The sequence below is a fragment of the Devosia sp. P1_H9 genome (assembly GCF_056405135.1).
The window spans coordinates 400,470-413,901 of sequence record NZ_JBFUCQ010000004.1 but is presented as its reverse complement, the minus strand read 5'-3'; the positions used below and the strand labels follow the sequence as shown (position 1 = coordinate 413,901).

Below are 13,432 nucleotides of genomic sequence, written 5' to 3'. Positions count from 1 at the left end.
TGCGACAAGGGGATGCGGGGCGGTCTGCCTTCTCCCCTTGAGGGAGAAGGTGGCGAGCGCAGCGAGACGGATGAGGGGACGGATATCGCGACTGCCCCTCACCCGCCTCGCTTTGCGAGGCACCCTCTCCCTCAAGGGGAGAGGGAAGGGGTGCTAGGCGGCGTAGCGGGAGGCTGGCTTTGAGAGCGACAGGTGGGGTTGGAGCGCGGTGCGCTTTTCGGCCCAGGCCTCGTAGGCGGCGACGGATTCCAGCGAGGGGATGGTGACCAGTTCGCCCGCGTCGAGGCCAGCGAGGGCGGCGTCGACCATGGCGTCGGCGTCCATCACCGCTTCGTCGGGGAGGCCGGCTCCGCCTGATATCATCGGGGTGCGGGTGTAGCCGGGGAGGACGGCCTGGACCTGAACGCCCCTGGCTTTGACATCGAGATCGAGCGACAGCGAGAGGTTGAGCACATAAGCCTTGGAGGCGGCGTAGGCGGCGGCCCCCGGATTGTCGATGAAGGCCATGGCGGAGGCGAGATTGACGATGGCGCCGTTGCCACGGGTGGCGAAGGCCTTGGCCGCGACTGAGGCGAGGCGAGTGAGGGCGACGACGTTGACGGTCAGCATGCTGGTCAGATCGTCGAGATTGCCGGCGCTGAGCGGGCCGCCGCCGATGAGGCCGGCGGAGTTGACGAGGAGGGTGATCGAGGCGTCGGTGTCGAGGCGGCGCTCGACGCGGGCGAGGCCGGCGGCATCTCCGAGGTCGGCGACGATGCGGTCGACGACGACACCGTTGGCAGTGGACAGGCTGGCGGCGAGCGCCTGCAGCTTTTCGGAGTTGCGCCCGACAAGGACGAGGTCATAGCCGCGCTTGGCGAGGCGGTCAGCGTAGATTTCGCCGATGCCGGATGAGGCTCCGGTGATGAGGGCGGTTCCGGGACGTGCGGCCATGATCGATCTCCTGTGAATGGCGACAGGTCATTTACATGATGATCGTAATTTATCGTGACAAGGGTGCGGTCGTGGATTCTTTTGAGAGCAGGCTGTCGGTGGCGGCGGTCAGGAATTCATCGGCGAGGGTGGGGTCGGTGACGGTGCGCGACAGCGTCAGGGCGCCGACCATGCTGGCGTAGATGGCCATGGCGCGGGCGCGGGAGACGCCGGTGGCTTCGACCATCAGGTCGAGGTAGCCGGCGATGCCGGCTTCGAAGGCGGCACGCAGTTCCGGGCTGCCGCGGGCGGCATCCTGCGACAAGGCGGCGATGGCGCAGCCGGCCTCGGTCGCGTCGCGATGTGCGGGGGAGAGATAGAGCCGCACGATGGCAGCAAGCGGATCGGCTGAGGATGCGGCGGCCTGGCGCAGCCGGTCGGTGGTTTCGGCGAAGACGCGGGTGACGGCTTCGGCGGCGAGGGCGTCCTTGCTGGCGAAGTTATTGTAGAAGCCGCCATGGGTCAGGCCGGCGGCCTTCATCAGGTCGGCGACGCCGATGCCGTCAAAACCGTGCCTGCGGAATTCGGTACCGGCGACCTCGACCACATGCGCACGGTTCTTCGCTGCCTGCTCGCGGGTGACCTTCATCGCACGCTCCAGTTTGATGCTGATCGTAATGTAAGATGTCTAGCCAAGCTTTGCGAGGGCGGCGGCGAGGGCAGCGGGGTCGCCGGCAATGTGCAGGGTCTTGAAGCGGGCGGTATCGCCGGAGACGAGGGTGATCGCGGATTTCGGGATGCCGAGGGTCTTGCCGAGGAGGGCGATGACGGCGGCGTTGGCCTTGCCCCTGTCGGGGACGGCCTTGACGCGGACTCGCAGGACGGTGGTGCCGTCGTCACGGGTTTCGATGCCTTCGACGCGGTCGACGCCGGCATTGGGGGTGACGCGGAGGTGTACGCGGACGCCGTCGGGCAGCTGCTCGACCGCGGAACTCACGAGCGGGGGTAGAGGTCGGTGCGGAGGATCGCCATCAGCCGCTCCGGGCGCTCGATCGGCGCGAAGCCGTAGCGCTCGTAGAGGCCGTGGGCGTCGGCGGTGACCAGCATGAAGCGCCTGAGGCCCTGGAGATCGGGGTGGGCGACGACGACGTCCATCAGGCCCTTGCCGAGGCCGAGGCCCTGGCGGCCTGGGTCGATGAAGACGTCGGCGAGCCAGGCGAAGGTGGCACGGTCGGTAATGACGCGGGCGAAGCCGACCTGCGCACCGTTGGGGGCATAGAGGCCGAAACTCAGGGCATTGGCCACCGAGCGGGCGACGACATCACGCGGGATGGCGCCGGCCCAGTAGCTCTGCTCGCTCAGGTAGCGGTGTACGTAGTCGAGGTCGATCCGGGCCGGATCGGTGGAGACTTCGTAGCCCTGCGGCAGCATCTGGCTAGATGAAGCGGCCGACCGCCATCGACGCGATCCAGTTCTGCAGGAAGAAGATGATGACGAAGACGATCAGCGGCGACAGGTCGAGCCCGCCGACCGGCGGAATGATGCGGCGGATCGGCTTCAGGATCGGCTCGGTGATCTGGTTGAGCACGCGCCAGACGGAATTGACGAACTGGTTGCGGGTGTTGATCACGTTGAAGCTGATCAGCCAGCTCATGATGATCATGATCAGGAAGATCCACCAGACGATGTTCAGGATGAAGCTGAGCGTCTGCAGAATGGCGAAGATCATCGTCGGGCCCTCAAGGTGTCGGCCCTATTTAGGGGGCGACGGCGCGCCCGGCAAGCGGGCGCGACGATTTTGCCTTTGAGTGTGGTGGGTTGGCGCCTAGTGGACCGCCGCGCCCTCGATATGGCCGAGCTTGTCCGGGTTGCGCATGATGTAGAGGCCGACGATCTTGCCATCGACGATTTCGAGCGCGGTGGTCTGCAGTTCGCCATCGGCCTCGAGCGTGACGTAGCCGGGCAGGCCGTTGATCATCGCCACGCGGACGAGCTGAGACGGCGCGCGGGCGAACAGCCGAGCCATCCGCTCCATCAGCTGCAGCACGTCGTCCAGGCCGACGATCGGAACCGGACCGGCCGGGCGCTTGCCGCCGCCATCGGCGGTAACCGTGATGTCGGCTGCGAGCATGGATTTGAGCGTCGCCATGTCGCCGGTCTGCGAGGCAGCGAAGAAGGCCTCGGCCATCTCCATGCCGCGGCGCTGGTCGACGGCGAAGCGCGGGCGGGCATCGTGGACGTGCTGGCGGGCGCGGGCGGCGAGCTGCCTGCAGGCGGCGGGCTCGCGGCCGATGGCACCGGCGACTTCCTCGAACTCCATGCCGAAGACGTCGTGGAGGAGGAAGGCGGCGCGCTCAAGTGGGGAGAGCCGTTCGAGTGCCAGCAGCAAAGGCAGCGTCACGTCCTCGGCGAGGTCGGCCTCGGTATCGACCACCGGCTCGGGGAGCCAGGGGCCGATATAGGTCTCGCGCTTGCGGCGGGACGACTTCAGCACATCGAGGCAGAGCCGGGTAACGACGCGGACGAGGAAGGCTTCCGCGTTGTCGACCTCGGAGCGATCGGTGGTGTGCCAGCGCAGGAACGCGTCCTGCACCACATCCTCGGCATCGGCGACCGAGCCGAGCATGCGGTAGGCGACGCGGGTGAGGCGGGGCCGATGAGGTTCGAAGCTGATGGCCGCATCGGCCCGCCCGGCATCCATGTTACGCAGCCACCTTGATGACCGCCGAACGCGGCGGGTTCACCTGGAAGCCGGCATTGATGCGGTTCCAGGTATTGATGTTGCCGATCATCAGGGTGAGGACGATCTGTTCGGCCTCGCTGAACTCGGCCGACAGCAGCTCGTAGGCCGCCTCGGACGTATGATCGAGCCTGGTCAGCGCTTCGGTCCAGGCGAGGGCGGCCCGCTCGCGGGGCGTGAAGTGGGGGGCTTCCCTCCAGGCGTCGAGCAGGTAGATGCGCATTTCGGTCTCGCCGTCCTGGCGGGCCTCCTGGCTGTGCATCACGAGGCACACGGCGCAGCCGTTGATCTGGCTCGCGCGGATCTTGACGAGATGGGCGATCGCCGGCTCGAGCCCGACATCGGGAACGCCGTGGCTGTAGTCGATCAGCGGCTGGATGAGGTCCATCCGGGCATAGGGGTTGGTGCGCTTAGTCATCATTGTCTCCATGTCATTTCGATGATCACGACAACAAGACGACCGGGGCCCTAGCGCTGTGACATGGGCCTCAGTTTTTTTCGCCGGCGCGGCTCGGCCGCCAGGTGAAGAGGCGGAAAATGTAGAGGCCGACGACGGCGATGAGGACCAGCCAGGTGACGGGATCGAGCCAGCTTTCCACGAGGTGATAGTGCTCGTGGAGGAGGTAGCCGGCGCTGACCAGCACGGTGTTCCAGATCAGCATGCCGATGGCCGAAAACAGCGCGAAGGCGAGGAAGTTCATCTTGGCGAGGCCGGCAGGGACCGAGATCAGCGTCCGGAGGATCGGGAACAGCCGCCCGACGAGGACGATCGGCCGGCCCCAGCGGTCGAAGATGCGGGCGGCGTAGTCGATCTCGTCGGCATTGAAGGCGAACCAGCGGCCGATGTGGTCGGCGAGCCATTTCACGCGCTCGAGGCCGAACAGGCCGCCGACGAAGTACCAGGGCAGCATGCCGATCAGCGAACCGATGGTGGCGGCGAGGATCACGCCGAAGAAGTTGAGTGTGCCCTCTCCGGCGGCGAAACCGGCGAACGGCACGATCAGCTCGGAGGGGATCGGCGGGAACACTGCCTCGAGCAGCATCAGCAAGGCGATCCCGACATAGCCGAGGTCGGTGATGATCTGGGTGATCCAGGTGGCCATGCGTGTTCGCTGCTCCGTCGTTTCCGGCGTTCAGTAGCCCACAGGGTCAGTGCCGCGAAAGCGGAAACGCTGTTTCGAGGCTCAAAAACGAAAATCCCCGCTCGTCGCGGGGATCTTCAGTTCTGTCTGGTGCCGGAGACCGACGCCGGTGATTAGCTCGCCTTGGCGGCGCGCATCATGCGCTTGCGGTCGTTCGGGTCGAGCCAGATCTTGCGCAGGCGGATGGATTTGGGCGTCACTTCCACGTACTCGTCGTCGGCGATGTAGCCGAGCGACTGCTCGAGGGTGAGCTTCTTGGGCGGGGTCAGGCGGACCGCCTCGTCCTTCGACGTGGTACGGATGTTGGTCAGCTGCTTGCCCTTGAGCGCGTTGACTTCGAGGTCGTTCTCACGGGCGTGCTCGCCGATGATCATGCCCTCGTAGATGTCGACGCCGGCATCGATCATGATCGGGCCGCGCTCTTCGAGGTTCCACAGCGCATAGGTCACGGCCTGGCCGGTGCCATTCGAGATCAGCACGCCGGTGCGGCGGCCCGGGAGGGCGCCCTTGAACGGCTGGTACTCGTGGAACAGGCGGTTGAAGATGGCGGTGCCGCGGGTATCCGACAGCAGCTCGGGCTGGTAGCCGATGAGCGAGCGGGTCGGAACGTAGAAGCGGAGGCGCGTACGGCCGACGCCCGAGGGACGCATGTCGACGAGGTCGCCCTTGCGCTCGGTGAGCTTCTGCACGACCACGCCGGTGTGCTCGTCATCGACGTCGATGATGACTTCCTCGATCGGCTCGAGCTTCTGGCCGTTCTCCTCGCGGATAACGACGCGCGGGCGGCCGATGGTGAGCTCGAAGCCCTCGCGGCGCATGTTTTCGATCAGCACGGCGAGCTGCAATTCGCCGCGGCCGGCGACGTCGAACGAGTCGTTGTCCTCGCCCTCGGTGACGCGGATGGCGACGTTGCCCTCGGCTTCGCGCATCAGGCGCTCGCGGATGACGCGGGACTGCACCTTATCGCCTTCACGGCCGGCCAGCGGGCCGTCATTGATGCGGAAGGTGACCGACAGGGTCGGCGGATCGATCGGCTTGGATGGCAGCGGCTCGTTGACCGAGGGAACGGTCAGGGTGTCTGCGACGGTCGAGGTCTCGAGGCCGGCAATGGCGACGATGTCGCCGGCTTCTGCGACGTCGATCGGCGTGCGCTCGAGGCCTCGGAAAGCGAGAACCTTACTGACGCGGCCCTTTTCCACTTCCTTGCCGTCACGGCCGAGCGAGTGGATGGCGTCACCGGCCTTGACCGCACCGGAGGTGATGCGGCCGGTGAGGATGCGGCCGAGGAAGGGGTTGCGCTCGATGGTGGTGACCAGCATGCGGAACGGGCCGGTTTCGACCTTGGGCTCGGGCACATACTCGAGCACCTTGTCGAGCAGCGGGGCGAGCGAGTCCTTGGGACCTTCCGGCTTGTCAGACATCCAGCCGAGCTTGGCGGCGCCGTAGAGGACCGGGAAATCGAGCTGCTCGGGGGTGGCGTCGAGCGCGATGAAGAGGTCGAAGATCTCTTCGAGCACTTCGAGATGGCGCTCGTCGGGGCGGTCGATCTTGTTGATGGCAACGATGGGGCGGAGGCCCTGGGCCAGGGCCTTGCCGAGCACGAACTTGGTCTGCGGCATCGGGCCTTCGGCGGCGTCGACGAGGATCACCACGCCATCGACCATCGACAGGATGCGCTCCACCTCGCCGCCGAAGTCGGCGTGGCCGGGCGTGTCGACGATGTTGATGCGTGTGTCTTTCCAGACCAGCGAAGTGACCTTGGCCAGAATGGTGATGCCGCGCTCGCGCTCGAGATCATTGCTGTCCATGGCGCGCTCTTCGACGCGCTGGTTGTCGCGGAACGAGCCGGACTGCTTGAGGAGGACGTCGATCATGGTGGTCTTGCCATGGTCAACGTGAGCAATGATTGCGATGTTACGCAAAGACATGAGGGGCGGCCGATCAGATTTTCCGGAGATTAGCCGCGCCCCATATCGGACAAGGGTCACATTCTCAAGACAATTCGCGGAATGGGAGGGTTGCGGCATCTCGCGAGAGGGGTGAGGACGCCCCCGTTACCCCAGCGCGAAAACTGCGGGGACGCCCCACCCAACGCAGAGGCGACGCATCAAGCGTGCCTCCGCACCGACATGACGGATGGGCGAGGGCCCGATCGACATCGGGCGCGAAATATTCTGGCAGGTGGTGAGCGGCGGGCCGCAACTAGCGCCTGAAGGTCGCCATCAGTATTGCGATGCCGCCCCAGGTGAAGGCCCCGCCTATGATGAACCACCAGATCCACATGGCGATTGCGGAAAAGCCGTTAGAAGCAAACATCAGGCCGAACCCGAGCGTGCACAGCCCCGGCAGTAGCAGGAGCAATCCAGCGATGACGGCGAGAATGCGCCCGATCATGCGATGGCCCGTTGCCGATCCAGCCGCTCACGGATCGGGCCGATCTCGCCATTGCGGTAGAACAGGTTGTAGGTCTCGAACGGTATGATCTGGCCGTTCGGGGTGACGAAGTGGATGCAGCTGCGCTTGGCGGCGGGCACCGAGAAGTTGTGGCGATCCATGAAGTTGATGACGGCGACGCGGAACACCGAGGAGTAGTCGAGCCCCTGCGGCACTGGCACTTCGGGCAGGCAGCAGAGCAGCGCCGTCATCTTTTCGGTGATGGTGCCCTCGCCGACCGACAGCGAGAAGAGATCGAAGATACGGCGCTTCAATTCGGGGTAGCGCTCGAAGGTGACCGAGTTGGGCACGGAGTCGAGCAGCATGTCGCGCGGGATCATCGAGGTGACGGGGGCGACGGTGCGGCCGTTGCGCAGACCATAGCCGATGGTGATGGCGTCTGGATTGCAGGGCAGCGGGATCATGTCGGCTTCGCCGAACAGGCCGTGCTCGTCGACGATGCGGCGGCGCACCTCGGAGAGGGTGAGGCGATTGTCGCGGAGGCTGAAGCCCTCGTTGCGGCCGGCATCCTGGATAGGCTGGAAGGTGACGCCGCGGACGCATTGCCAGCCCAGCGCGTGATCGATGATGCCTGGCACCTCGTGGTCGTTGACGCCCTTCTTTAGCGTCGCGACCAGCGTGGTCGAAATGTTGTGGCGCTCGAGCGCTTCGAGCGCCTGCTGGCGGATACGGCGGAGGTCGGCGCCGCGCAGGTCCATCAGGGCGTCGCGCTCGAGGCTGTCGAACTGCAAGTAGATTTCGAGACCCGTTTTGCGCGCGGCCAGAGCCTCGACGAAGGCCGGGTCCTGGGCGATGCGGATGCCGTTGGTGTTGATCATCAGGTGGCGGATCGGGCGGGCCTGGGCGGCGTCGATCACGGCGAGGATGTCGGGGTGGATGGTGGGCTCGCCGCCCGAGATCTGGAGCAGATCCGGCTCGCCCTCGCTGCGGACCAGGGCGTCCATCATGCGCTCAATGGTCGAAAGCGGCAGGTGCTCGGTGTGTTGGGGCGAGGAGCCGGCAAAGCAGACCGGGCAGGTGAGGTTGCAGTGCTGGTTGATCTCGATGATGGCGAGGCAGGAATGCTGCTCGTGATCTGGGCAGAGGCCGCAATCATAGGGGCAACCGTAATCGGTGTGGGTCTGCACCTCGAGCGGACGGTCGCCGGGCTTCAGGAAGTCCTTCTGCCACCTGAAGAACTCGATATCGGTCGAGACCAGCACCTTCTGCACGCCATGGGTGCGGCATCGCTTCTCGTACCAGACGGCGCCATCGCTGAACTGGATCTTGGCCGGCACGAGCGCCAGGCACTCGGCACAGAGCGAGGTGGTTTCGCCGTAGAAGATGTAAGGTTTAATCTTTCGAACCGGGGCCGGTTCTTCAAACGCGTCGAGCATTTGCCTGATTATCCCTCAATAATATTGTCAAGGCGTAGAACACCAGACCGACACACACAATCTGAAATATCGTGAGCCCGGCGAATAGTGCTGGATAGGGTTTGAGGAACTCCAGTGCGAACCGCTGCAGGCCGTAGAGCAGGACCAGCAGCGCAAAGCCGTTGCGGAGCACCCAGGGGTCGCGGCGGAACAGGGCGACGCCGTAGGCCAGCGCGAACAGCGCAAGCGCCGCGGACTCGTAGAGCTGGACCGGGTGGCGCGGAATACCGTCACCGAAGTCATGTGCCCAGGGCAAGTCGGTGGGAGTGCCGTAAGTGAAATCGTCGAGGCCCGCGAAGTAGCAGCCGATCCTGCCGACGGCGATGCCGACGGCGACCGGCAGCGCGTAGAGCGCGGCAGTACGGCCGCGCATGCCGACGCGGAGCTTGTAGAGCTCCACCGCGAGAATGGCGCCGGCCAAGGCACCCTCGATCGAGCGGGCGAAACCGGGGAGACCCGCAAGCCAGAGGTTCAGGCTACCGACGGTATAGGCCCCCAAGGCGGCGCCGATGACCAGGGCGGCGAGATAGCCCGTCCCGACCTTTCCCGCGGAAGGGAAGGCGCCGGGCATGAAGCGGCGGAGGGCGAAGGCGACCAGCGCCGCAGCCAACCAGGCTAGCCCATCGAAGACGGCGTGGACGTCCATGCGACCCCCGGGTCCTCGATCTCAGGTATCAGATATCAGATATCAGGAGACCCGGCGCAGCTTGGGGCGGGTGGCGGCTTCTTCGGCCAGCATCTCGGTGACCGCCTGGGCACTGATCGGAGGCGAGAACAGGAACCCCTGGACTTCGTTGCAACCCTGATCGCGGACGGCGGCGAGCTGTTCCTCGGTCTCGATGCCTTCGGCGGTGGTGGACATGCCGAGCGATTGGCCGAGGCCGATCACCGCCTTGATGATGGCGAGGCTGTCGCCCTTCGACTTGAGATCGCGCATGAAGGTGCGGTCGATCTTGATCTTGTCGAAGGGGAATGAACGCAGGTAGCTCAGCGACGAGTAACCGGTGCCGAAATCGTCCATCGAGATGCGAACGCCGAGTGCCCGCAGCTTGTGCAGGGTCTTCAGCGTCGGCTCGTTGTCGGAGAGCAGCAGCGACTCGGTGATCTCGAGTTCGAGCCGGGTGGGGGAGAGACCGGTATCGCGGAGCGCGGCTTCGACCGTCTCGAACAGGCGCTTGTTCTTGAACTGCACGGGCGAGAGGTTGACCGCGACGCGCACACCGGGCGGCCAGTTGGCGGCAGTGCGGCAGGCTTCGCGCAGGACCCATTCGCCGATCTGGACGATGAGGCCGGTTTCCTCGGCGATCGGTATGAACTCGGTCGGCGAGATGGTGCCGCGATCAGCGGTATCCCAGCGCAGCAGCGCTTCGAGGCAGGTGATGCGGTTTTCCTTCAAGCCGACCAGCGGCTGGAACACCAGGCGCAATTCGCCCTTGGCGAGGGCGAGGCGGAGGCCGGCCTCGATGGTGCGGCGCTTCTGGATGGCGGCATCCATGCCGGACTCGAAGAAATGGAAGGTCGAGCGCCCCTCGTTCTTGGCCTTGTAGAGCGCCAGGTCGGCGTTCTTCATCAGGATCTCGGAGGTCTCGCCGTCCTGTGGGGCCATGGCGATGCCGACCGAGGTGCCGATGACCAGCTGGTGGCCGTCGATGGTGAAGGGGTTGGCCATCGCCGTGACGATGCGCTCGGCGATGGTGGCGGCTTCCGCCGGGTTGTCGACGCCGCGCAACATGAGCGCGAACTCGTCGCCGCCGAGCCGGGCCAGCAGGTCGTTTTCCCGGGTGGCGCCCCACAGGCGCGCCGAGACCTGCTGCAGCAGCTTGTCGCCAAGCGAATGGCCGAGCGTGTCGTTGACCGACTTGAAGTGATCGAGATCGATGCAGAGTACTGCGATGTGCTCGCCGCGCGCCAAGCCGGGCTCGGCCGCTGCCATCTCCTCGAGGAACTGCACGCGGTTGGGCAGCTGGGTCAGCGCGTCGTGGCGCGCGAGGTGGCGGATGCGCTCTTCGTGCTGGCGCTGCTCGGTGATGTCTTCGTGGGTGGTGACCCAGCCACCATCCTTCATCGGATGGTGCTGCATCATGATGGTGCGGCCGTTGAGTTCGTGGATGTTCTTGCCGTACTCGCCGCGCGAAATCACCTCGCGGCGCCAGCGGATGTAATCCTCGCGGTTGGCGCCGGCCTGCATGCCCTCGTCGAACAGGTGGCCGAGGATGTCGTCGAGCTGGGTGCCGGGCTTCAGCAGGTGCTCGGGCAGGTTGTAGATGCGCTGGTAGGGCTGGTTGCAGATCACCAGGCGACCCTTGGGGTCGTACATGCAGAGGCCCTGGGAGATGTTGTTGACCGCCGCATCGAGCCGGATGTTCTGGCGTTCGAGCTCGCGCTTGCGCTTCTGGATGATCTCGGAGGACGCGATCTCCTCGGTGACATCCTCGTGCGTCACGACCCAGCCGAGGCCGGGCGAGAAAGCGTGCGCGGTCTCGAGCCAGCGGTCGCCGGCAACCCGCTCGCGCACCTTGGAACGGGCGCCGCCGCGGTTGCCGAGCAGTTCCTTTTTGTAGGCGGCAAGGAACTCTTCGGGGGATTGGTCGGGGTGGTTGCCCATCTCGGAGGAAAGCTTGACCACTGCCTCCAGCGTCATGCCCTTGCGGACGCGGCGGGTGGGAAAGCCGTAGATGTCGAGATAGTGCTGGTTGAACATCACCAGCTTGAAATTGGGCGACCAGACGCAGAACCCGTAGGGGACCGACTGCAGCGCCGCATCGAGCAGCAATGCATCTGCGGCCTTGTGGTCGGAATCGACGGACAGCGCCTTCACTTCTGGTCAGGCTCCCAATTCCCGTTATTCGGGCCTGGGAACGCTAGCGATGGGTGGTTAAGAACGCTTTAAGCAAAAGCCGTTCGCCCGTTACTCGAGACCGACCTTCAGCATCTCGATTTCGGCTTTCAGCTTCTGGATTTCGAGCTCGTAGAGCCGGGCGCAATTGAGCCGGGTGGGGGCTTCGCCGAGCGGAATGATGACGCGGGCATAGGCGACGGCGCTCTGCGGTGCGCTATCGTCGATGCCGTAGTCGTCGCTGGAATACGCACTCGACAGGTCGCCGCCCGCGACGCCGAGATCGAGATAGCCGCCGGAGGAGTTGATCGACTGGCTGCAGCGCACCCCCTCGGAGGTCGTGATCGAGTCTTCGCCGCCCGGTCCCACAGGAGGTGGCGGGAGGAGCAAGCCGTCAGCCGCCGACGCCGGCCATGCGGCCAGTGTAGCGACCACAGACGCGCGGCAGAATCGGACCATCGAGTGCTTTAGGCATGACACAGAGCGCAATTGTCCGCTCCTTCTTGGTGGGATCGATATCGAAGGTCACGATGACCTGGCGGGCGAAGCCGGGCGCCATGGTGAGTTCGGCGGGCCTGATGACGACGCCGCCGATGGGCGTCTGGTAGTCGGAGGCGAGGGGCACGAGGACGAATGTCATCCGGCGGTTGTAGGGATTGCCGACGGTCAGCTTGAAAGCCTTCTTGTCCGAGGGCGTGACGCCTGATTTCTCGAGCGGCGACAGCGATTGCGCGGCGACCGGGGCGGCGAGGGCGAATGTGGCGGCAATCGCCATCGGCAGGATGGCAAGCTTCAGGGATGGCATGTGACGACGGTCCTCGTTCCATAGGTGCCGGGCGCAAAGCCGTTGGGGTTCAAGATGCGGTTGTTGATCGTGATCGTGATCGACAGGCCGGAGAGAATGCCCGTTGCCTGGAAGCTGGTCGTTGCGCTCGTGTAGGATTGGCTGGCGCCGGGAAAGAGACCGAGTACGGAGGCGGCGCTGTAGGCGACCTGCAGCGTCTCGGCACTGGCATTGTAGCCCGACGCCGTCTGGATGCGCGTCGGGGGCGCGACGTCGATGGTCGCAGTGCCGTCGAGCAGCGTCAGGACGCTCGTCATGGTCCCCGGGGTGGTTCCGTTGACCTCCGAGCCGAGCATGGTGTTGTCGTTCGATGCGCGCAGGGTACCGGGCGACTGCACGTTAAGCGTGCAGGCCAAAGCAGGCAGCGGCGCCAGTAGTACCGCGCCGATGAGCGCTCCAGCGGCTATGTGGCTCAGGGCTGCGCGCATGTGACCACGGTCCGCGTCGTATAGGTGGCCGCGGGAAAGCCACTGGAGTTGCGGATCCGATTGTTCACCGTCAGCACCGAGGCGGCGATGGTGCCGAGGGGCTGTGTGGTCTGGCTGGACGTGTAAGCCTGGGTGATGCCCGAGAGGCCGGAGGCGCCCGTGTAGGAGACTTCGACGATCTCGGTGCCCACCGAATAGCCACCTGGCGCGGTGGAGGTGCGGGTGGGTGCGCCGATGGTGAGCGTCGAGCCGCCGATCGACAGGACGGTGACGGAACCGGGCGTGCCGCCGGCCTCCTCCGAACCAAGTGTGGTGCCCGTGGTGAGGTTCAGCCCCAGCGTACCGTTGGTGCTGGCGACGATTGTGCAGCCAGCCGTTACGGTGCCGGTGAAATCGACGTTGGCCGCTGCCGCGGGCACGGCGCCGGCCAGCAGGGCGAGGGTGGTTGCGGCAAGTAAACGCATCACTTTACTCCGGGTACGCGATGAAACTCGCCCGGAGTGTCAGTATTTCATGGTTAATGAGTGCTAAATATTGATCGCACTAGGCGTTAGTGCGCAAATCAACAACACACCAACGCGCCGACCGGCAAGAAATGCCTACCGGTCGGCCACGCAGTAACACGCACATGTGTACGTTGAAGGTAGCGGTAGCCGCGGTC

General features: G+C 65.3%; 17 protein-coding genes. All 17 read right to left on the bottom strand.

All coding sequences use genetic code 11. The features are described 5' to 3' along the window. Nucleotides 1-153 precede the first annotated feature (153 nt). The 17 genes from AC1DYL_RS10530 to AC1DYL_RS10450 all read right to left on the bottom strand — a co-directional run bounded on the left by AC1DYL_RS10530 (nt 154) and on the right by AC1DYL_RS10450 (nt 13,235). Nucleotides 154-933, bottom strand: coding sequence for an SDR family NAD(P)-dependent oxidoreductase (locus AC1DYL_RS10530; protein WP_477148462.1), 780 nt, complete (start codon nt 931-933; stop codon nt 154-156). Nucleotides 934-982: 49 nt separating this feature from the next. After that, the gene (locus tag AC1DYL_RS10525) at nt 983-1,561 is read right to left on the bottom strand and encodes a TetR/AcrR family transcriptional regulator (protein WP_477173089.1); all 579 of its coding nucleotides are present in this window, start codon (nt 1,559-1,561) and stop codon (nt 983-985) included. Between the two features lie 39 nt (nt 1,562-1,600). Beyond that, nucleotides 1,601-1,909, bottom strand: a complete 309-nt coding sequence (locus AC1DYL_RS10520; RefSeq protein WP_477173088.1) for a DUF167 family protein — start codon at nt 1,907-1,909, stop codon at nt 1,601-1,603. Further along, nucleotides 1,906-2,343, bottom strand: a complete 438-nt coding sequence (locus tag AC1DYL_RS10515; RefSeq protein WP_477173087.1) for a GNAT family N-acetyltransferase — start codon at nt 2,341-2,343, stop codon at nt 1,906-1,908. Before AC1DYL_RS10515 ends, AC1DYL_RS10520 begins: the two co-directional genes overlap by 4 nt. 4 nt (nt 2,344-2,347) lie before the next feature. After that, complete coding sequence (locus tag AC1DYL_RS10510) at nt 2,348-2,641, bottom strand: YggT family protein (RefSeq protein WP_477148458.1); 294 nt, start codon at nt 2,639-2,641, stop codon at nt 2,348-2,350. A 96-nt stretch (nt 2,642-2,737) separates the two neighbouring features. Further along, on the bottom strand, nt 2,738-3,613 hold the full coding sequence (locus AC1DYL_RS10505) for a sigma-70 family RNA polymerase sigma factor (protein ID WP_477173086.1): 876 nt from the start codon (nt 3,611-3,613) through the stop codon (nt 2,738-2,740). Nucleotide 3,614: 1 nt separating this feature from the next. After that, entirely contained in the window at nt 3,615-4,070 is a 456-nt protein-coding gene (locus AC1DYL_RS10500) for a carboxymuconolactone decarboxylase family protein (RefSeq protein ID WP_477148456.1), read from the bottom strand. Between the two features lie 70 nt (nt 4,071-4,140). Continuing rightward, a complete protein-coding gene (locus AC1DYL_RS10495) occupies nt 4,141-4,755 on the bottom strand; it encodes a DedA family protein (protein ID WP_477173085.1) in 615 nt (204 codons plus the stop codon). Nucleotides 4,756-4,907: 152 nt separating this feature from the next. Further along, nucleotides 4,908-6,722, bottom strand: a complete 1,815-nt coding sequence (gene typA, locus AC1DYL_RS10490; RefSeq protein WP_477173084.1) for a translational GTPase TypA — start codon at nt 6,720-6,722, stop codon at nt 4,908-4,910. A 274-nt stretch (nt 6,723-6,996) separates the two neighbouring features. Beyond that, nucleotides 6,997-7,188, bottom strand: coding sequence for a hypothetical protein (locus tag AC1DYL_RS10485; protein WP_477148453.1), 192 nt, complete (start codon nt 7,186-7,188; stop codon nt 6,997-6,999). After that, on the bottom strand, nt 7,185-8,624 hold the full coding sequence (locus AC1DYL_RS10480) for a radical SAM protein (protein ID WP_477173083.1): 1,440 nt from the start codon (nt 8,622-8,624) through the stop codon (nt 7,185-7,187). Before AC1DYL_RS10480 ends, AC1DYL_RS10485 begins: the two co-directional genes overlap by 4 nt. Beyond that, nucleotides 8,608-9,309, bottom strand: a complete 702-nt coding sequence (locus AC1DYL_RS10475; protein ID WP_477173082.1) for a prolipoprotein diacylglyceryl transferase — start codon at nt 9,307-9,309, stop codon at nt 8,608-8,610. The genes AC1DYL_RS10480 and AC1DYL_RS10475 overlap by 17 nt, the downstream gene beginning before the upstream one ends. Before the next feature lie 42 nt (nt 9,310-9,351). Then, the gene (locus tag AC1DYL_RS10470) at nt 9,352-11,481 is read right to left on the bottom strand and encodes an EAL domain-containing protein (RefSeq protein ID WP_477173081.1); all 2,130 of its coding nucleotides are present in this window, start codon (nt 11,479-11,481) and stop codon (nt 9,352-9,354) included. Between the two features lie 90 nt (nt 11,482-11,571). Further along, nucleotides 11,572-11,889, bottom strand: coding sequence for a hypothetical protein (locus tag AC1DYL_RS10465; RefSeq protein ID WP_477148449.1), 318 nt, complete (start codon nt 11,887-11,889; stop codon nt 11,572-11,574). Nucleotides 11,890-11,893: 4 nt separating this feature from the next. Further along, on the bottom strand, nt 11,894-12,304 hold the full coding sequence (locus AC1DYL_RS10460; RefSeq protein WP_477173080.1) for a hypothetical protein: 411 nt from the start codon (nt 12,302-12,304) through the stop codon (nt 11,894-11,896). Further along, complete coding sequence (locus tag AC1DYL_RS10455; protein WP_477173079.1) at nt 12,292-12,771, bottom strand: hypothetical protein; 480 nt, start codon at nt 12,769-12,771, stop codon at nt 12,292-12,294. The genes AC1DYL_RS10460 and AC1DYL_RS10455 overlap by 13 nt, the downstream gene beginning before the upstream one ends. Then, nucleotides 12,756-13,235 (bottom strand): hypothetical protein, encoded by a 480-nt coding sequence (locus tag AC1DYL_RS10450; RefSeq protein WP_477173078.1) that lies wholly within the window; start codon nt 13,233-13,235, stop codon nt 12,756-12,758. Before AC1DYL_RS10450 ends, AC1DYL_RS10455 begins: the two co-directional genes overlap by 16 nt. Nucleotides 13,236-13,432: the final 197 nt, after the last annotated feature.